Origin of the sequence: Alkalilimnicola ehrlichii (assembly GCF_003399765.1) — a bacterium.
Lineage (GTDB): Bacteria > Pseudomonadota > Gammaproteobacteria > Nitrococcales > AK92 > AK92.
Genome location: NZ_NFZV01000013.1, coordinates 37,957 through 57,224 on the forward strand (window position 1 = coordinate 37,957; position 19,268 = coordinate 57,224).

The following is a 19,268-nucleotide window of genomic DNA, read 5'->3' on the forward strand; positions in this document are numbered from 1 at the left end:
GTAACGCAGTAATTCTGAGGACTGTCCGGCTCTGAATGGGCAGCCTGACAACTTAGGAGCAAGTATTAATGGCTAGAATCATAGGGATCGACCTGGGTACGACGAATTCCTGTGTCGCGATCATGGAGGGGGGCAAGCCCAAGGTGATCGAGAACAGCGAAGGTGATCGCACGACGCCGTCAGTGGTTGCTTTCGCGGCCGATGGCGAGGTGTTGACCGGGGCGCCGGCGAAGCGGCAGTCGGTGACTAATCCGAGTAACACGGTTTTCGCTGTCAAGCGCCTGATCGGGCGGCGTTTTGAAGAAGACGTCGTGCAGCGCGATGTGCGGGAGATGCCGTATAGCATCGTGAAAGCCGATAACGGCGATGCCTGGGTTGAAGTTCAGGGTAATAAAATGGCGCCGCCGGAGATCTCCGCGCGCACCCTGATGAAGATGAAAAAGACGGCCGAAGATTATCTTGGCGAAGAGGTGAAGGAAGCCGTCATTACGGTACCGGCGTACTTCAACGATTCTCAGCGCCAGGCGACCAAAGATGCCGGTCGAATCGCCGGTTTGGAAGTCAAGCGCATTATCAACGAGCCGACCGCCGCAGCGCTGGCTTATGGCCTGGATAAGAAGCGCGGCGATATGAAGGTGGCCGTTTACGATCTAGGCGGCGGTACGTTCGATATTTCGATCATCGAAATTGCCGAGGTCGATGGCGAGCACCAGTTCGAAGTTCTCTCCACTAACGGCGATACCTTCCTCGGCGGCGAGGACTTCGACCGCAAGATCATCGATTACATCGCCGCGGAGTTTAAGAAGGACCAAGGCATCGATTTGACCGGCGATCCGCTCGCTATGCAGCGCTTGAAAGAAGCGGCTGAGAAGGCGAAGATCGAACTGTCTTCCGGGCAACAGACAGAGATTAACCTGCCGTATATTACGGCTGATGCCAGCGGTCCCAAGCACCTTAATATGAAGCTGACTCGGGCTAAGCTGGAGTCGTTGGTCGAGGATTTGGTCAAACGTACCATTGAGCCGTGTAAGGTCGCATTGAAAGACGCTGGGCTTTCCGCGAGCGAGATCGACGAGGTCATCCTCGTCGGCGGCCAAACGCGGATGCCGAAGGTGCAGGAAGCAGTTAAAACGTTCTTTGGCAAAGAACCGCGTCGCGACGTTAACCCGGACGAGGCGGTGGCTGTGGGTGCGGCGATTCAGGGCGGGGTACTCGGCGGCGAGGTGAAGGACGTTCTGCTGCTGGATGTGACCCCTCTGAGCCTGGGTATCGAAACCCTAGGCGGCGTGATGACCAAGATCATCGAGAAGAACACCACGATTCCGACCAAAGCGCATCAGGTGTTCTCGACGGCCGACGATAACCAAACGGCAGTGACGGTACACGTGCTCCAAGGCGAGCGCGAAATGAGCAGCGCTAATAAGTCGCTCGGTCGCTTCGACTTGTCGGACATCCCGCCGGCACCGCGCGGCGTGCCGCAGATCGAAGTAACGTTCGATATCGATGCTAATGGTATTTTGCACGTTTCCGCCAAGGACAAGGCTACCGGTAAGGAGCAGTCTATCGTCATCAAGGCTTCCAGCGGTCTGACGGACGACGAGATCGAGCGGATGGTTAAGGACGCCGAGGCTCATGCCGAGGAGGATCGGAAAGCTCGCGAATTGGTCGAAGCGCGCAACCAGGCCGATAACCTGATTCACGCCACGCGCAAGTCGCTCGAAGAAATGAGCGATAAGGTCGAGGAAGACGAGAAGAAGGATATTGAAGCGGCCATCGCGGAGCTTGAAGAGGCGATGAAAGGCTCCGATAAGGAAGCTATCGAAGCCAAAACCCGCACCGTCGCCGAGCGCTCCGGTAAGCTGGCCGAACGCATGTACGCCGCCCAGGGCGGCGGCGAGCAAGGCGGACCGGAAGCCGCCGGAGGCGCTCAGGAAGGCGGGGCTGGGCAGGAAGACGTTGTCGACGCAGAGTTCGAAGAAGTGCGCGATAACAAGAAATAAGCCGGTAGCGGCCTGTGTCGCTCAGGCTCGGAAGGCGCAGGCTTCGGCTCTGCGCCTTCTTTATTTGGGAAGCGAACGGGCATTTGCCGCTATAATCGCTTTCTTTCGGGTACTCATCGGTATCCGGCCCAGGTGGTTTTCTGTGCATTAAGTCGCAAGCGGTAATGAACCGTAAGCGGCATAGAGAGTCACATGGACCGAGTACTACAACTAGTGAAGATCAGTGACGCGCAATGGCGAAACGTGACTTATACGAAATTTTAGGCGTGGCAAAGAACGCTTCCGAGGCCGACCTTAAAAAGGCCTACCGCCGCTTAGCGATGAAGTATCACCCGGACCGTAACCCGGGTGACGAGGAGGCGGAGGCGCACTTTAAGGAAGCGAAGGAAGCTTACGAAGTGCTGTCCGATGCGCAAAAGCGGGCGGCTTACGACCAGTTCGGCCACGCCGGTATCGACCCCAGTATGGGCGGGGGGCGAGGTGCCGGACCGGGCAATTTCTCGGATATTTTCTCCGATGTGTTCGGCGATATCTTCGGCGGCGGCGGCGCGCGCCGCGGCGGCGGTCGGCAAGTATTCAGGGGCGCGGACCTTCGCTATACCTTGCAGCTAAGCTTAGAGGAAGCCGTGCAGGGTACGGAGGCGAAGATCAAGGTTCCCTCCTTGGTCGTGTGCGAAGTCTGTACCGGTACCGGCGTCAAAGACGGCGGCCAGCCAGAGACATGCCCGACCTGCCATGGGCATGGCGATGTCCGGGTTCAGCAAGGCTTTTTCTCTATCCAACAGACTTGCCCGCGCTGTCACGGTACAGGAACGATTATTACCAACCCCTGCACCAACTGTCATGGCCGTGGGCGCGTCGAAGAGACCAAGACCTTGGCCGTCAAAGTCCCGCCAGGGGTGGATACCGGGGATCGAATTCGCTTAACCGGCGAGGGCGAGCCGGGCGAAAACGGCGGGCCGCCAGGCGATTTGTATGTGCAAATCGCGGTGAAACCGCACCCCATCTTCACCCGTGTCGGTAACGATTTGCGCTGCGATGTTCCCATTAGCATGGTCGTAGCGGCGCTCGGCGGCGAGCAGGAAGTGCCGACCCTAAGCGGGCGTGTCTCGCTCCGTATTCCGGCAGGTACGCAAACCGGCAAGGTGTTCCGCGTCCGAGGGAAGGGGGTCACGCCGGTGCGTGGCGGTGCGCCCGGCGATCTGCTGTGCCGAGTTGGGGTGGAAACGCCGGTTAATCTGACCAAGAAACAGCGCGAGTTACTAGAGGAGTTCGGTAACACGCTCGAAGAAGGCGGCGATAAACACGCGCCGCAGCGGAGTTCGTGGTTGGATGGCGTGAAGCGCTTCTTCGAAGATCTGAAATTTTGACTGCCGCGCAAGCGGCGGTCGAGGAGCAAAAGGAACGACTGATGACGCGAATCGCCATCACGGGCGCGGCCGGACGTATGGGGCGCGCACTTATCGAAGCGACTATTGCCGACGAGCAGGCCACGCTGGCGGCCATCGTCGAACGGCCCGGACACGAACTGACCGGTATCGATGCCGGCGAACTGGTCGGACAAGGTAATCTGGGTGTTGCCTTGCTTGACGACTTGGAGGTCGCATTGGCCGGTGCCGAGGTCGACGTCGTTATCGACTTTACCAGCCCGGATGCCACCTTACGGCATGTCGACGCCTGTCGTCGCGCCGGCGTGCGGATGGTCATCGGGACGACGGGGTTTACCGCGGACCAGCGTGGGCAGATTGAGCAGGTGGCAAACGAATTACCGATCGTTATGGCGGCCAATTATAGCGTTGGCGTGACCTTGTCGCTGAAGCTAATCGAGCTCGCGGCGCGGGTTTTGGGCGATGACGTCGATATCGAGATCATAGAAGCGCACCATCGGCACAAAGTGGATGCACCTTCCGGCACCGCGTTGCGGATGGGGGAGGCGGTCGCCAAGGTGCTGGACAGAGACTTGGAGACCCATGCGGTATACGGCCGCGAGGGCCAGACGGGCGCTCGGGATAGAAAAACCATCGGGTTTGCAACGGTGCGTGCCGGCGATATCGTCGGCGAGCATACAGTCATGTTCGGCGGTGTGGGCGAGCGCCTGGAAGTTACGCATAAAGCCTCCAGCCGGATGACATTCGCCACAGGCGCCGTGCGCTCGGCGAATTGGACGATGGAGCGCGAGCAAGGACTGTTCGATATGGAAGATGTGTTAGGCCTGCGCGAGTTGGGCGGCGCTTAGGCCGGAGCGTTAAATAGGCAACGCGAAGCGTGCAGGGTACCTGCACGCTTCTTCGTAAGCGGGTACGGCGAGCCTTTGCGAAGCGAGATGACGTACTCGATCTTTCAAGCCTTGCCGAGAAGCTCTTCCAACAGCTTTTCATACATGGCCGAGAGCATATCCAGATCCTCTGCGGCAACGTGTTCGTTAACTTTATGGATCGTTGCGTTGACCGGGCCGAGTTCCACGACTTCCGCTCCGGTGGGAGCGATAAAGCGACCGTCGGATGTGCCGCCAGTGGTCGTCATTTCCGGCGCCCGACCGCAGACGGCTTCGACGGCGATGGCGGTGGCGTTACGCAAGCGGCCTTCGCCGGTCAGAAAGGGCTGAGCCGATAGGGTCCACTCGATCTCGAAACGGAGATCGTGCCGCTGTAGCAATGCTTCCACCTCCGCTTTAAGTTCATCGGCCGTGACTTCGGTCGAGAAGCGGAAATTAAGCAGTAACTCGATCTCGCCGGGGATAACGTTGGTTGCGCCGGTGCCGCCTTTGATATTCGAGATTTGAAAGGTGGTCGGCGGAAAATCGTCGTTGCCGGCGTCCCACTGCTGCTGCGTTAGCTCCAGCAGAGCGGGTGCGAACGCGTGCAGTGGATTCAGTGCCAGGTGCGGATAAGCGACATGCCCTTGTTCGCCCATGACGCGCAGGCGGCCATTCAGCGAGCCGCGCCGGCCGACTTTGACGATGTCGCCCACCCGTGTCGAGCTTGAGGGCTCGCCTACCACGCACAGATCGATGGTTTCGCCGCGCGCGCTGAGCGCTTCGACGACTTTAACCGTACCGTCTACGGCAGGCCCTTCTTCGTCGCTGGTGATGAGCAGTGCGATAGAACCGTTCGGCTCCGGGCAGTGGGCTAGAAAACGTTCGCAGGCTGTAATGAAAGCGGCGACGCTGCCTTTCATATCGGCGGCGCCGCGACCGTATAGCATACCTTCGTGAACCGTCGGCTCGAACGGCGGAAAGCGCCATTCCGATACCGGCCCCGTTGGAACAACATCCGTATGCCCGGCAAAGACGAAGAGCGGGGCTTTCTCGCCGCGTCGCGTCCAGAGATTAGTGACGTCGCCGAACTGCATAATTTCGTTGCGAAAGCCAAGGGCTTGCAGTCGCTCGCCAATGAGGTCCTGACAGCCTGCGTCGATGGGTGTTATCGACGCTCGGCGGATGAGTTCTTTGGCAAGTCTTAAGGTGGGAGAGTCCATAAAAGTCCTGAACAATCGGGCCGCTGCCGACGGCAGCGGCCGAGAGCCTAGCATTAGGGGTTAGTCGGCGAAACGTTCGCTATAAGCGGTATCGTCGAAACCGACGACTACCTCGCCGTCCCGTTCCACAACCGGGCGCTTGATGACGGTAGGTTCGCTTATCATGAGGTCGATGGCGCGGGTTTCGTTCAGATCCTGTTTGCGCTCATCGGGCAGTAGCCGATAGGTGCGACCGCGACGGTTAAGCAAACATTCCCAGTCGCATGCCTGACACCAGCGCTCCACGGTGGAGCGCTCCAGCCCATCTTGACGCAGATCGTGGAAGCTATAGTCGACCCCGCGCTGGTCGAGCCAGCGCCGGGCCTTGCGGACGGTATCGCAGTTTTTGATGCCGTAAACAATCATGGCCGCGATGTCCTATCTTACGGGCGAAGCAGCTCGTTGAGCCCGACTTTGCTGCGGGTTTTGGCATCGACCTGTTTGATAATGACGGCGCAGGAAAGGCTGTGGCTGCCGTCCTCCGCAGGTAGGCTGCCGGGAACGACAACGGCGCCGGCCGGCACCCGGCCGTAGCTGATTTCGCCAGTTTCGCGGTTGTAAATCTTGGTGCTTTGGCCGATGAAAACGCCCATGGAGATGACGGCGCCTTCCTCGACGATAACGCCTTCGACGACTTCCGAGCGAGCGCCGATAAAGCAATTGTCCTCAATAATGGTGGGGCTGGCCTGCAAGGGTTCGAGCACGCCGCCGATACCCGCACCACCGGAGAGGTGCACGTTTTTGCCGATTTGGGCGCAGGAGCCGACGGTTGCCCAGGTATCGACCATGGTGCCGGAATCCACGTAAGCGCCGATATTGACATAGGAGGGCATCAGAACAGCACCTGGAGCGATATAAGCGCCGCGACGGGCCATGGCCGGGGGAACAACGCGTACGCCGCCGTCGCGGAACTGTTGCGAGTTCATATCGGTGAACTTGAGGGGCACTTTGTCGTAGAAGTTGGTGGCGCCGCCCCGAATGACCTCGTTATCGCTCAAGCGGAAGGAAAGCAGGACGGCTTTCTTCAGCCATTGATTGACCTGCCAGTCGCCGTCGCGTTTTTCTGCGACCCGCGCTTTGCCGCTATCCAAAAGTGCGAGCGCTTCCTGGACCGCTTCGCGTACTTCGGGGCTTACCGTATCGGGGCCTAGCTCGGCACGTTTTTCGAACGCGGTCTCGATGACGGATTGCAAGTCGCCCATTTCCTTCTCCTTAGTTTAATGATGATGATAGATTTTCGATGAAACGGCGGATACGTCGCGCCGCTTCGATGCAGTCTTCTTCGCTAGCAACCAATGCGAGCCGGACGTGTTCGGTGCCGGGATTATGCCCGTTGACGGTACGAGAGAGAAAGCTTCCGGGTAATACGGTCACATTTTCCGTTGCGTACAGGCGTTGCGCAAACTCGGTGTCCGGTAGCGGCGTGCGCGGCCAGAGATAAAAGCCTGCCGGCGGCTGCTCGAAGGTCAGGACCGGCGCGAGTATTTCGCCCACAGCGGCAAATTTCTGCCGGTACAGCATCCGATTCTCTGCCACGTGTCGCTCGTCGGCCCAGGCCGTACGGCTTGTCGTTTGTACGTGCAGAGGCATGGCGCTGCCGTGATAGGTACGATAAAGCAAAAAGCGTTCTAAGACAGCCGCATCGCCGGCGACGAAGCCGGAGCGTAGCCCCGGTACGTTGGAGCGCTTCGACAGGCTGTGGAAGACTACGCAGTTGCGATAATCGTCCCGGCCCAGTTGCGCGCATACTTGTAGAAGGCCCACGGGCGGGGCGTCTTCGTTCTGATACAGCTCGGAATAGCATTCGTCGGCGGCTATAACGAAATCGTGCCGGTCAGACAGCGCGATGAGTTCCGCCAGTTGCTCGGTGGGCATGAGTGCGCCGGTCGGATTGCCCGGATTGCAGATATAAATTAGCTGACAACGTTGCCAGACGTGTTCGGGTACCGCACCGAAATCGGGTAAATAGGCGCCGTCTGCCGTTAGCGGCATATAGTGCGGGCTTGCTCCCGCCAGTAAGCAGGCCCCTTCGTAAATCTGATATCCCGGATTAGGCATGAGCACCATGGCATCCGCCTTTTCCTCGACCACGGCCTGTGCGAAAGCGAACAAGGCTTCCCGCGTACCGTTGACCGGCAGGACCTGTCGTTCCGGGTCGAGCTGTGAACGGCGGATCTGGAATCGTTGCGCAAGCCAAGCACAGATTGCGGTGCGTAATTCCTCGCCGCCTTTTGTCGAGGGGTAGTGCGATAGCCCATGAGCATGGGCGATGAAGGTTTCGGTCAGCCAATGCGGCGGCGCGTGCTGCGGCTCTCCGATGGCCAGACTGATATGAGGTTTGTCCGTTGGCGGCGTAACCGCCCCTTTAAGCGCATTGAGGCGCTCGAAGGGGTAGGGTAGCAGACGGTCCAGTTTCGGGTTCATCGACGGATCCCTTCGGTTGTCCGAGCCCCGCCGCACTTATGCGTGTAGGTGCGGCGGGGCTCGGCTCGGAGCTCAACTGAGTGTGACGGAGGTGGGATTATCGCTATCTAGGAGCGTTTCCTCCAGCGCCTTTTGCAGACACTCATAGACCGCCGTGTCTTTCAACGGCTCGTTATCGGTGTCGGTAATGAAGAACACGTCCTCGGCCCGCTCGCCGATGGTGGCAATTTTGGCGTTCTTCAGGCGCACTTTGCAGAGGCTGAATATATAGCCGACACGTGCCAGCAAGCCCGGCCGGTCGCCGGTGATAAGCTCCAACACTGTGCGGTTGTTATGCACATCGCTGCTGAAGTTTATCTGAGTCGGCGTAGTGAAGTGCCGTAGCTGGCGAGGCAAGGTCTTATTCGGCGGCGGCGGTAATAGATCCGTATTCTGCAGGGTGCTCCGCAGGTGATTGATAATCTCCTGCTCGCGGTAAGGCTCCGTCACCGGCTCGCCGTCGCTCTCAAGCACAAGGTAGCTATCCAGCGTATGCCCGCTTTCGGTGGTGATGATGCGGGCATCTTGAATGTTCAAACCCAGCTGGTCTAAGGCGGCGACGGTTAGCGCGAAGACATGATCTTTGTCTTCAGTGTAGATGAATACTTCGGTTCCGCCGCGGGTGCTGCGCGGGTTAACCAGCACCAACGGCATATCCTCCGGCCCGATGCGGGCGATCGCAGCGGTATGCCAGGCGATTTCCTCGGCCGAATAGCGCAGAAAGTAGTCGTCGCTAAAGCGGCGCCAGATGGCGCGGACCGTCATGTGATGCAGCCCGGAGGACTTAAGGCGACGACGCGCCTGGGCCTGCGTTTCTTGAATCAACTCGTCTTCGTCGATCGGGTTGCCCAATCCGCGCCGCAGCGCCCGCTTAGTAACGGTATAGAGTTCGGCCATTAGCGAATCGCGCCAGGAGTTCCACAGGGTCGGATTGGTGGCCCTGATGTCAGCTACCGTCAGCAAATAGAGGTAGTCGAGATGCTTAAGATCGCCGACTTGTTTAGCAAACTCGTTGATTACCAGCGGATCGCTGATGTCCTTGCGCTGAGCGGTCATCGACATGAGTAAGTGGTGCCGTACCAGCCATGCAACTAAGCGCGCATCGTAGTGACTCAGGCCGTGACGCAAGCAAAACGCGTACGCATCTTCCGCGCCAAGCTCCGAGTGATCGCCGCCGCGCCCTTTGGCGATGTCGTGGAACAGCCCGGCCAGATACAATAGTTCCGGTTTCGGCAACCGCGACATGATGGTGCTGCAGAGCGGGAATTCGTGCGCGTGCTCCGCCAAGGCGAAACGGCGTAAGTTCCGGACGACGAAAAGCGTATGCGAGTCGACCGTATAGGCATGGAACAGGTCGTACTGCATGCGCCCGGTAATGTGGCCGAACGCAGGAAGGTAGCGTCCGAGCACGCCGTAGCGATGCATCCGGCGCATCTCGTGAGTAATTCCGCGAGGTTGGCGGAGAATTTCCATAAACAGGCTGCGTGCGCGTAAGTCGTTACGAAACCGATCGTCGATCAAATTGCGATGGCGGCGAATGAGCCGGATAGTCGAAGCGCGTACCCCTTTAAGCTCGGGGTGTTGTTGCAGCAGCAAGAAGACTTCCAGCAAGGCGATCGGATAGCGGGTGAAAATGTTGGGGTGGGTAACCTCCAAAAAGCCCCGCCGCGCTTGAAAGCGTTTGTTGATCAATACGGGTGGCTCATCGATATTGGCGTAAAGAATTGCCTCCTGAAATAGCTGAAGCAGCATTTCGTTGAGCCGGCTGAGCTCCATGACCGTCCGATAATAACGCTGCATAAATTGTTCGACCGCAAGCGAGTGGTCGGCATCCTCGAAGCCGAACTGTTTGGCCAAGGTCGTCTGATGGTCGAATAGCAGGCGGTCTTCTCGGCGACCGACTAAGGTATGGAGCGCGAAACGAAGATCCCACAGAAAATTCTGGCCGCGTAGCAGGGCCTGGTATTCCGCTTCGGTCAGGAAATCGTGAGCGACCAAGTCGTGTAGCGTGTTGGCGCCAAAGTGGCGTTTAGCGACCCAGCCGATCATATGAATATCGCGAAGTCCGCCCGGACTCTCTTTAACGTTCGGCTCCAGGTTGTAGGCGGTATCGTGATATTTCTCGTGGCGGGCCAGCTGCTCTTGCCATTTGGCTTCGAAAAACTTTCGGCTTGGCCAAACTTGAGAGGGGCCGGTAACAGTGCGCATCCGCTCGTAAAGCGGCGCAGAACCGCTTAATAGACGAGCCTCCATCAGGTTGGTTGCCGTCGTGATATCGCGCTGCGCTTCTTCGATGCAGTCGCTGATAGAGCGTACGCTATGCCCAACTTCCAGGCCGAAGTCCCAGAGAAACATGAGGAATTGCTCAAGTGCGGGTGTTAACGCAGCTTGCGCTTCGTCGCCGAGCAGCACCATAAGGTCGACGTCGGAGCCGGGATGTAGTTCGCCGCGCCCGAAGCCGCCAACAGCGACCAAGGCTTTTTCGCCGGGGATGGGGGCGACGATCCGCTCCCATGCGCGAACAAGCAATTGATCGACTAACCAGGCGCGCGCCGGCACCAGATCCGCCGCCGAAATACCCTCCTGAAACCGGCTGCGTAGTACTTCGTCGCCCTTCTTTAGTGCTTCGCGGAACAGCGATAGGGGAGTCTCGGTCGTAGTCGCCGCCTCGTCAAAGGCGGCGCTGTCGAAAAGTTCGGGATCGTGTCTAAGTGTATTAGATGAGGGCATAGTCTTAGATCGGGTCGCCTTCCAGGCGCGTCAGCACCTCGAAGCTGTCCGCCGTGACGAGAATGGTATGTTCCCACTGCGCGGAAAGCCCATGGTCCTTGGTAACAACCGTCCAGCCATCCTTGAGCAGTCGAGTTTCCGCGCGGCCGCTGTTAATCATGGGTTCTATCGTGAAGGTCATGCCTTGTTCCAAGGCCATGCCCGTGCCCGGTTTGCCGTAGTGAAGGACTTGCGGGTCTTCGTGAAATTCTCGCCCGATCCCGTGTCCGCAGTATTCGCGTACTACCGAGAAATTTTGTTTCTCCGCGTAGGTCTGTATGGCGTGACCAATATCGCCGAGGCGAATTCCGGGTTTGACCATCTCAATGCCCAGCTTCATGCACTCGTGGGCGACTTCGGATAAACGACGGCCGAGGATCGGCGGCTCGCCGACATAGAACATTTTGCTGGTATCGCCGTGGTAACCGTCCTTGATGACAGTGATGTCGATATTAATAATATCGCCGCGCTTGAGGCGTTTGCTGCCGGGGATGCCGTGGCAAACAACGTGGTTTACCGAAGTGCAGATGGATTTCGGGAAACCGCGGTAGTTCAAGGGTGCGGGAATTGCCTCCAAGTCATTAACGATATACTCGTGGCAAATTCGATCAAGCTCTTCCGTGGTGACGCCGGGCTGCACGTGAGGCGCGATCATCTTCAAGACCTGGGCGGCCAGCCGGCCCGCCACACGCATTTTCTCGATTTCTTCCGGCGTCTTGATGGTTACTGGCATTTCAATCCTGTATAGAGGTGGCGGGAACGGCCCGATCAACCCATTTTTTCGGGGTCGAGCGGGGCGGTGTAAATTGTCGACGCAACCCGGATATGGTATAAAGCGCGCGCTCGTTAGGCAAATGGCAGCGCTCAGGCGCCGAGGGGCAAATATGTTAGCGGCCGCTTAAGCGGCTAATTCACACATGCACCGACACATATAACGGGGTGCCTGATAGCAGATTGTTATACAGGTTGTTATATGAGGGTGTATGGAGGTTTAACCCTTATACTAAGGAGTCAGTCATGGCTAAAGTTTCCATGCGTCAAATGCTGGAGGCTGGTGTTCACTTCGGTCACCAGACCCGCTACTGGAACCCGCAAATGGCCCCCTATATCTTCGGGGACCGCAACAAGATTCATATCGTCAACCTCGAAAAAACCCTGCCGATGTACAACGATGCGTTGAACTTCGTCGGCAGCTTGGTGGCGAACGGCGGCAAGATTCTGGTCGTCGGCACGAAGCGTGCTGCACGCGAAACCGTTCGCGAGCAGGCGACTCGCTGCGGCATGCCGTATGTAGACCACCGTTGGTTAGGCGGTATGCTGACCAACTTCCGCACCGTTAAGCAATCCATCCGCCGTTTGAAAGACCTGGAAGCCCAAGAGGCTGACGGAACGTTCAACCGCCTCGGTAAGAAAGAAGTCCTTATGTTGCGGCGCGACATGGATAAGCTGAACCGAAGCTTGGCCGGCATTAAGAACATGGAGCGCCTCCCGGACGCGATGTTCGTTATCGATGTGGGTTACGAGAAGATTGCGCTGCAGGAAGCCAAAAAATTAGGTATTCCGGTGGTAGCGGTAGTCGATACCAACAACTCTCCGCGTGGCGTCGACTACGTCATCCCGGGCAACGACGATGCGATTCGCGCTATTCAGCTATATCTGGAAGGCTTGGCGGACGCCGTGCTCGACGCTCGGCAGACGAGCGTGCAAGGTGGCGTGGCTAGCGACGACTTCGTTGAGGTCAGCGAAGGCGAAAAAGCCAAAGCCGAAGCCTCCGAAGCGGCGCAAGGTTCCGGGGAATAACCCCGGAACCTTTTGCTTCTGGCGCGAGACAGTCACACGATTACGTAAAGAGGGAAGAGCTCATGGCAATTACTGCAGCTCTGGTAAAAGAACTCCGGGAGCGTACCGGCTCCGGTATGATGGAGTGCAAGAACGCATTGGTCGAGACTAACGGCGATATCGAGCAGGCCGTTGAGTTGATGCGTAAACGCGGCTTGGCGAAAGCCGATAAGAAGGCTGATCGGGTCGCTGCCGAAGGCGCGATCACTGCCGTCGTGTCCGACGACAAGCAGCGCGGCGCGATGGTTGAGGTGAATAGCGAAACCGATTTCGTCTCCACCGGCGAGCCGTTCAAAGAGTTTTCCGGAGCGGTCGCTGCGCGCGTTCTCGAAAACAACCCGGCCGATGTCGACGCCTTGAGCGAACTGGCTATCGACGGCGCGCAAGGGTCGTCTATCAATCATGCTCGGCAGGAGCTGGTTGCAAAAATCGGCGAGAACATTCAGGTTCGTCGTTTTGTCCGCTTTGAGAACGCTAACGGCATCGTTGCTACCTACTTGCACGGTACGCGCATCGGTGTGATGGTTGAGCTCGAAGGCGGCTCCGAAGAGCTGGCACGTGACGTCGCGATGCATATTGCGGCCAGTAAGCCGGTTTGTGTGGACGAAGACGGCGTGCCGGCGGACGTGCTTGAGAAAGAACGCGAAATCCTGATTGCTCAGGCCAAGGACAGCGGCAAGCCGGCGGATATCATTGAGAAAATGATTCAAGGCCGTCTGAAGAAGTTTCTTGCCGAGATCACCTTGGTCGGACAGCCGTTCGTTAAAGATCCGGACCAAACCGTTGGCAAGCTGCTGAAGGATGCCGGTGCTAAAGTAACCCGCTTTACCCGTTTCGAAGTGGGCGAAGGCATCGAGAAGAAGCAGGAAAACTTCGCTGACGAAGTTATGGCGCAGGTGCGGGGCTCTTAAGGAGCCTCGCCTGGAAGGCAAGCTTTGCACAAGGCGCACCGCAATGACTGAACCCAAATATAAGCGCATTCTCCTCAAGCTGAGCGGCGAGGCGCTGATGGGTGACGGCGACTATGGAATATCTCCCGCCGTTATCCGCCGCCTAGCGTCCGAGATTCGCGAGATCGTGGAGCTCGGTGTACAGGTTGCTCTCGTGGTAGGCGGCGGGAATATCTTCCGTGGTGCAGGGCTTGCCGCCGAGGGAATGGACCGGGTAACCGGCGACCATATGGGCATGTTGGCCACCGTCATTAACGGCCTGGCGCTGCAAGACTCTCTTGAGCGCGAGGGGGTTTATACCCGCGTTATGTCGGCGATCAAGATCAACGAAGTCTGCGAAGACTACATTCGGCGGCGAGCTATTCGGCATCTGGAGAAAGGTCGTGTCGTCGTCCTCGCGGCAGGCACCGGTAACCCGTTCTTTACTACCGACTCCGCCGCCAGTCTTCGTGCGATCGAAGTCGATGCCGATATCATGCTAAAGGCAACGAAGGTCGACGGCGTGTATTCGGCCGACCCGATGCTCGATTCGAGCGCCGTCCGTTACGATCGCCTGACGTATGACGAAGTGCTTGAGCGCAGGCTGATGGTGATGGACGCAACCGCCATCGTACTGTGTCGCGACCAGAATATGCCTATTATGGTGTTCGATGTTACCCAGCCCGGTTGCCTGATGAATGCCGTTACCGGCAAGGCGATCGGAACGGTTGTTGAGAGGGGATAGACCGTGATCGAGGATATCAAGAAGGACGCGAGTAGCCGCATGGCAAAAAGCGTCGAGGCTCTCAAGCAGGATCTCGTAAAGGTTCGCACCGGGCGGGCGCATACCAGTCTTTTGGATCACATAACGGTGGATTATTACGGCAGCCAGACGCCGTTGAGTCAGGTTGCTTCCGTGGCCGTTGGCGATGCGCGCACGCTTACGGTTACGCCCTGGGAAAAGACCATGGTTGCCCCGATTGAAAAGGCGATTATGGAATCGGATCTTGGGTTGACGCCGAATAGTGCCGGTACAACGATCCGCATCCCGTTGCCTCCGCTTACGGAAGAACGGCGGCGCGATCTCATTAAGGTTGTGCGGGCCGAAGCGGAGCAGGGGCGGGTAGCGATTCGCAATATCCGTCGCGATGCCAACTCTACGATTAAGGACTTGGTCAAGGAGAAGGAAATTTCCGAAGATGACCAACGTCGTGCCGAAGACGATATCCAGAAATTGACCGACAAGTACATCAAAGAGCTGGATAGCGTGCTGGAAGCGAAGGAAAAGGAATTGTTGGAGATCTAAGCGGATCTTCGGCATAGAGGCGATTCCCCGCCTGTCGTCGAGAGCGACAGCTTCGGGAATAGATTGCCCGAACGCTTGAGCAGTCGTCTTAAGCGTTCGGCGTCTGGCTACGGCGTAGCGGGTCCTGCGCCGCATTAGCCGTTGTCGGGGCAATCCTGCCTCACGGAAAGGTTACTGTTGGCGTTTGACGACTCTAAGAGCGTCGGGAGCTAACAGAGTGCTTCAGCAGCATTTCTACGAACTATCTGCCGGCGGCCCGGCCGCATTCTATTTGCTGCAATCCAAGCTGGGAGGCACAGATGAGCACGGCTGGGACCGCGTCCAAATATGAGCCGTTGCCGAGGCACGTCGCCATCATTATGGATGGCAACGGGCGCTGGGCAACGGCTCGTTCGTTGCCACGTCATGCAGGACACCGGGAAGGTGTGCATTCGGTACGCGCGGTAGTAGAAGCCTGCGCCCGCGAAGGCGTAAAAACGTTGAGCTTGTTCGCGTTCAGCAGCGAGAACTGGCAACGGCCAAAGACCGAAGTGTCCGTTCTTATGGGATTGTTCTTGCGGACGCTGGAAAAGGAAGCGACACGTCTGGCCGAGAACAACATCCGCTTGCGCCTGATCGGTGACTTGACGCGTTTTCCAAACAGGTTACAGAAGCAGATCGCGAAAGCGGAGAGAATTACCGCGCAAGCAAACGGTATGACCTTGGTTATTGCCGCCAGTTATGGCGGGCGCTGGGATATTGCGAACGCGGCGCGGCGTTTGGCGGAGGATGTTGCCGCCGGTCGGCGCGACCCTGCCAGTATCGATGCCGATAGCTTCGGCAATTATGTTTCTCTCAATGATTTACCGGAACCCGACTTGTTTATCCGAACGGGCGGGGAGCGGCGAATCAGCAATTTTCTGCTGTGGCAACTGGCTTATACCGAGCTTTATTTCTCCGATGTGCTGTGGCCCGACTTTCGGGAAGACGACTTGCGAGCAGCATTAGCCGATTTCGCAACTCGGCAGCGTCGGTTTGGTAAGGTCAGCGAGCAGCTGGAGCAATAGAATAATGCTTAGATGGCGAATTCTTACCGCCGCCGTTCTGGCGCCGCTATTTCTTGCCGTAGTATGGCTGACGCCTTCGCCATTCGTGGCGGTGGTATTTGCGCTTATTGTGGCGCTAGGGGCTTGGGAGTGGGCGCGGATTATCGGGCTTAGCGTAACAGCCAGCGTTGGCTATGTTGCGGTGTTGTTGATTTTGATCGGTTTCGGCGCGATCTATCTGACTTATGCCCAAGCCCCTTGGTTAGCCTTGGCCGTAGGAAGTCTGTGGTGGGTCGCGGCGTTTGCCCGCGTGTTCCGCTTTGGCGCCGGTAACGATGCCCGTTTGTCCAACGGTGAAGCCATTGGGATGGGGTATGCCGTCTTATGGTTTGCTTGGCTCAGTCTGAGCTACTTGCATGGAGCAAGCGTTGACGGTGCGTTTTGGATTACCTACTTGTTCGTGCTGGTTTGGGGCGCGGATGTGGGGCGTACTTCGCTGGGCGGGCCTTCGGCAAGCATAAGTTGGCGCCTAAGGTGAGCCCGAACAAAACCTGGGAGGGCGTTATCGGCGGCGTGGTCCTCGCGGTAGGTGCCGGGTGTCTCTTTTATCTGCTTATTCGACCGGCTGGCCCTGCGCTGGCGCTGCTGATGTTGCTGTCCCTGGTGACGGTTGCGTTTTCGGTACTCGGCGACCTATACGAAAGCATGATTAAACGACGCTACGACGTGAAGGATAGCGGTACCATATTGCCCGGGCACGGCGGGATCTTGGACAGAGTCGATAGCTTGACTGCCGCCGGCCCGATATTCGCATTGGGGTATTCCTTGTGGCAGCTGAGCGTGTAACCCGCCTTGCCGTTCTCGGCTCGACCGGCTCGATCGGCGTTAATACGCTTGACGTCGTGGGTCGTAACCCGGGGCGTTACGAGATCGTCGCGCTAACCGGTCATCGTAATGTCAAACGATTGGCAGAACAGTGCGAGCGCTTTCGGCCGCAGTATGTAGGGTTGGCCGACCCGGCGGCGGAGCCTGCGCTGCGCGCAGAGCTTAAGGCGCGAGGCCGCGTTGAGGTCGAGGTTGTGGTCGGCCAGGCGGGGCTTGCGGAGTTGGCGGCTTTGACGGAAGTCGACTGCGTCGTGGCGGGCATTGTCGGTGCGGCCGGGCTGCTGCCTACTTTGGCAGCAGCCGAAGCGGGCAAACGGATCTTGCTGGCTAATAAAGAAGTTCTTGTGATGGCCGGCGATTTGTTCATGCGAGCGGTGAAGGCAAGCGGAGCCGTGCTGTTGCCGGTCGATAGCGAGCATAATGCGATTTTCCAGTGCCTGCCGTCCCATTACGCGGCGGCAGGCCTGCAAGGCTCGGGCATTCGGCGCTTGTTGTTGACGGCGTCCGGCGGGCCTTTTCGTACCCGCTCGGCGCAGGAGTTGATCGGCGTTACGCCGGAGGAAGCCTGTGCTCATCCTAACTGGGTGATGGGACGAAAAATTTCGGTCGATTCGGCCAGCATGATGAATAAAGGATTGGAGCTGATTGAGGCTTGCTTCCTGTTCGCGACGGAACCTGCGCGCGTAGATGTTGTCATTCATCCACAGAGCATCATTCATTCCATGGTGGAGTACGCGGACGGTTCGGTGCTGGCGCAGCTGGGGAATCCCGATATGCGCACGCCTATCGCGCACGCTTTGGCTTGGCCGGAGCGTATTGAATCGGGAGTCGAGTCATTGGACTTGTGTAAAGTGATCGGAGGGCTGCATTTCGAGGCGCCCGATCAACAGCGTTTTCCTTGCCTACGGTTGGCTTATGCAGCCGCGGAGCAAGGAGGAAGCGCCTGCGCGGTCTTGAATGCGGCTAATGAGATCGCAGTGGCTGCTTTTTAGATCGGCAGCTGTCGTTTGTGGCGATACCGGAAGTGGTAGAGCGCACGCTGGCGCGGCTACCGGAGGCAAAGGTGGATTCCTTGGAAGCTGTGCTTGGCATCGATCAAACGGCGCGCGAAGTCGCTAGCGAGATCGTGCGGGTACGTGGCGGCTAGCGCGGTATGGATATTCTGGTCAGCATACTTGGGTTCATTCTTGCGGTCGGCATCCTGGTTGCTTTCCACGAGTACGGCCATTTTTGGGTGGCCCGTAAGTTAGGCGTAAAAGTCCTGCGCTACTCGATCGGGTTCGGAAAGCCGCTGTTTTCCTGGCGTGGGAAAAATGGCGAAACCGAATATGTGCTAGCCAGTATCCCGCTCGGCGGTTACGTCAAAATGCTGGATGAGCGAGAGGGCGAGGTTGATCCCGAAGAAGCGCATCGAGCGTTCAATCGCCAGCCGTTGAAGAGCCGATTCGCTATTGTCGCGGCGGGACCGTTAGCTAACTTCTTGTTTGCGGCGGTGGCCTATTGGGCCATCTTTATCGTCGGTAGCAGCGAGCTGCGGCCGATAGTCGGCGACGTGCGAGACTCTTCTCCGGCAGCCGAGGCGGGTTTTCAAGTCGGCGATGAATTGCTAACGATCGGCAACCGAGAGGTGCAGACTTGGCAACAAGCCTTGATGGGATTGCTCGCGGGCGGATTGGAGCGCGGGCAGTTGGAGGTAACGGTTCAGCAAACGGATGGCGATGTTCGCGTGCGGGTGCTGGATCTGTCGGCAACTCCCGCGCTTGGCGAGGATCCGGACTACTTACAGTTGATCGGCTTAAGCCCCTGGCTCCCGCGCTTACCCCCGGTGCTAGGGGAGGTTGTCGGAGGCGGTCCGGCAGCTAACGCAGGCCTGCAAGTAGGCGATCGCGTTGTCGCCGTCAACGGCGATAAGGCGGAATCCTGGGCAGAGTTAGTCGAGTTGGTTCAGGCGCGTCCGAATCAGTCGGCTCGCCTCAGCGTAGTGCGGGACGAGCGTCAGTTCGCGATCGATGCGGAACTCGGCAGCCAGGAAATCGGGGGGAGACGGTTGGTTTGCTGGGCGCTCGCCCGGAGGTGCCCGACGATCTTTATGAAGGGATGCTTCGCGAGGTACGATACGGGCCGTTGGCCGCCGTTACGGAGGCTGCGCGGGCAACCTGGGAAGCGAGTTTGTTGACGGTTAGAGTCTTGTGGCGCATGGTGACCGGCGACGCTTCCCTGAAAAATCTAAGCGGGCCTATCAATATTGCGCAGTATGCCGGTGACTCGGTCAGCCTTGGGCTGGTACCGTTTCTACAGTTTTTGGCCATTGTCAGCATCAGTCTCGGCATACTCAATCTACTACCTATTCCCGTGTTAGACGGTGGGCATTTGCTTTACTTTGTTATCGAAGGCATACGCGGGAAGCCTTTATCTGAAGCCGCACAAGTCGCGGGGCAGCAGATCGGCATACTGCTTTTGTTGATGCTGATGGGCCTCGCTATTTATAACGATCTTGCCCGGCTATTCGGGTAACCAACGACTGGGACCGGCACAC

The 19,268-nt window shown here is 58.1% G+C and carries 16 protein-coding genes and 2 pseudogenes; 12 read left to right on the forward strand and 6 right to left on the reverse strand.

The genetic code is table 11. The features are described 5' to 3' along the window. Positions 1 to 68: 68 nt before the first annotated feature. The 3 genes from dnaK (at position 69) to dapB (ending at position 4,236) form a co-directional block, all read left to right on the forward strand. Complete coding sequence (dnaK, locus tag CAI21_RS13055) at positions 69 to 2,000, forward strand: molecular chaperone DnaK (RefSeq protein ID WP_116302691.1); 1,932 nt, start codon at positions 69 to 71, stop codon at positions 1,998 to 2,000. A gap of 233 nt (positions 2,001 to 2,233) precedes the next feature. Beyond that, entirely contained in the window at positions 2,234 to 3,370 is a 1,137-nt protein-coding gene (gene dnaJ, locus CAI21_RS13060) for a molecular chaperone DnaJ (protein ID WP_116302692.1), read from the forward strand. Positions 3,371 to 3,411: 41 nt separating this feature from the next. Then, positions 3,412 to 4,236, forward strand: a complete 825-nt coding sequence (dapB, locus tag CAI21_RS13065; protein ID WP_116302767.1) for a 4-hydroxy-tetrahydrodipicolinate reductase — start codon at positions 3,412 to 3,414, stop codon at positions 4,234 to 4,236. Positions 4,237 to 4,340: 104 nt separating this feature from the next. Here the strand turns inward: dapB and dapE are convergent, their stop codons facing one another. The 6 genes from dapE to map form a co-directional block, all read right to left on the reverse strand. Continuing rightward, on the reverse strand, positions 4,341 to 5,477 hold the full coding sequence (dapE, locus tag CAI21_RS13070; protein WP_116302693.1) for a succinyl-diaminopimelate desuccinylase: 1,137 nt from the start codon (positions 5,475 to 5,477) through the stop codon (positions 4,341 to 4,343). A 60-nt stretch (positions 5,478 to 5,537) separates the two neighbouring features. Next, positions 5,538 to 5,882, reverse strand: a complete 345-nt coding sequence (locus tag CAI21_RS13075) for an ArsC family reductase (protein ID WP_116302694.1) — start codon at positions 5,880 to 5,882, stop codon at positions 5,538 to 5,540. 17 nt (positions 5,883 to 5,899) lie between these two features. Further along, positions 5,900 to 6,718 (reverse strand): 2,3,4,5-tetrahydropyridine-2,6-dicarboxylate N-succinyltransferase, encoded by an 819-nt coding sequence (gene dapD / locus CAI21_RS13080; RefSeq protein WP_116302695.1) that lies wholly within the window; start codon positions 6,716 to 6,718, stop codon positions 5,900 to 5,902. A 10-nt stretch (positions 6,719 to 6,728) separates the two neighbouring features. Continuing rightward, on the reverse strand, positions 6,729 to 7,940 hold the full coding sequence (gene dapC, locus CAI21_RS13085) for a succinyldiaminopimelate transaminase (protein WP_116302696.1): 1,212 nt from the start codon (positions 7,938 to 7,940) through the stop codon (positions 6,729 to 6,731). 72 nt (positions 7,941 to 8,012) lie between these two features. After that, positions 8,013 to 10,709, reverse strand: a complete 2,697-nt coding sequence (glnD, locus tag CAI21_RS13090; protein ID WP_116302697.1) for a [protein-PII] uridylyltransferase — start codon at positions 10,707 to 10,709, stop codon at positions 8,013 to 8,015. 4 nt (positions 10,710 to 10,713) lie between these two features. Continuing rightward, positions 10,714 to 11,481, reverse strand: a complete 768-nt coding sequence (gene map, locus CAI21_RS13095) for a type I methionyl aminopeptidase (RefSeq protein WP_116302698.1) — start codon at positions 11,479 to 11,481, stop codon at positions 10,714 to 10,716. A 284-nt stretch (positions 11,482 to 11,765) separates the two neighbouring features. Here map and rpsB point away from each other — a divergent pair, with 284 nt between their 5' ends. From rpsB to rseP (CAI21_RS25655), 9 genes and pseudogenes are all read left to right on the forward strand, one after another. Beyond that, a complete protein-coding gene (gene rpsB / locus CAI21_RS13100) occupies positions 11,766 to 12,548 on the forward strand; it encodes a 30S ribosomal protein S2 (RefSeq protein ID WP_116302699.1) in 783 nt (260 codons plus the stop codon). A gap of 62 nt (positions 12,549 to 12,610) precedes the next feature. Further along, positions 12,611 to 13,498, forward strand: coding sequence for a translation elongation factor Ts (tsf, locus tag CAI21_RS13105; RefSeq protein WP_116302700.1), 888 nt, complete (start codon positions 12,611 to 12,613; stop codon positions 13,496 to 13,498). 43 nt (positions 13,499 to 13,541) lie between these two features. Next, on the forward strand, positions 13,542 to 14,261 hold the full coding sequence (pyrH, locus tag CAI21_RS13110; protein ID WP_116302701.1) for a UMP kinase: 720 nt from the start codon (positions 13,542 to 13,544) through the stop codon (positions 14,259 to 14,261). Positions 14,262 to 14,264: 3 nt separating this feature from the next. Further along, positions 14,265 to 14,822 carry a ribosome recycling factor gene (gene frr / locus CAI21_RS13115; protein WP_116302702.1) on the forward strand — a complete coding sequence of 186 codons (558 nt, stop codon included), beginning with the start codon at positions 14,265 to 14,267 and terminating at the stop codon, positions 14,820 to 14,822. A 299-nt stretch (positions 14,823 to 15,121) separates the two neighbouring features. Continuing rightward, positions 15,122 to 15,868 carry an isoprenyl transferase gene (locus CAI21_RS13120; RefSeq protein ID WP_116302703.1) on the forward strand — a complete coding sequence of 249 codons (747 nt, stop codon included), beginning with the start codon at positions 15,122 to 15,124 and terminating at the stop codon, positions 15,866 to 15,868. A gap of 4 nt (positions 15,869 to 15,872) precedes the next feature. Further along, positions 15,873 to 16,693 (forward strand): annotated as a pseudogene (locus CAI21_RS24930) (phosphatidate cytidylyltransferase). After that, a pseudogene (ispC, locus tag CAI21_RS13130) lies at positions 16,675 to 17,879 on the forward strand (1-deoxy-D-xylulose-5-phosphate reductoisomerase). The pseudogenes CAI21_RS24930 and ispC overlap by 19 nt, the downstream one beginning before the upstream one ends. A 6-nt stretch (positions 17,880 to 17,885) precedes the next feature. After that, entirely contained in the window at positions 17,886 to 18,908 is a 1,023-nt protein-coding gene (gene rseP, locus CAI21_RS13135) for an RIP metalloprotease RseP (RefSeq protein ID WP_309544702.1), read from the forward strand. After that, positions 18,830 to 19,246 carry an RIP metalloprotease RseP gene (gene rseP, locus CAI21_RS25655; protein ID WP_309544703.1) on the forward strand — a complete coding sequence of 139 codons (417 nt, stop codon included), beginning with the start codon at positions 18,830 to 18,832 and terminating at the stop codon, positions 19,244 to 19,246. Before rseP (CAI21_RS13135) ends, rseP (CAI21_RS25655) begins: the two co-directional genes overlap by 79 nt. Positions 19,247 to 19,268 lie beyond the last annotated feature (22 nt).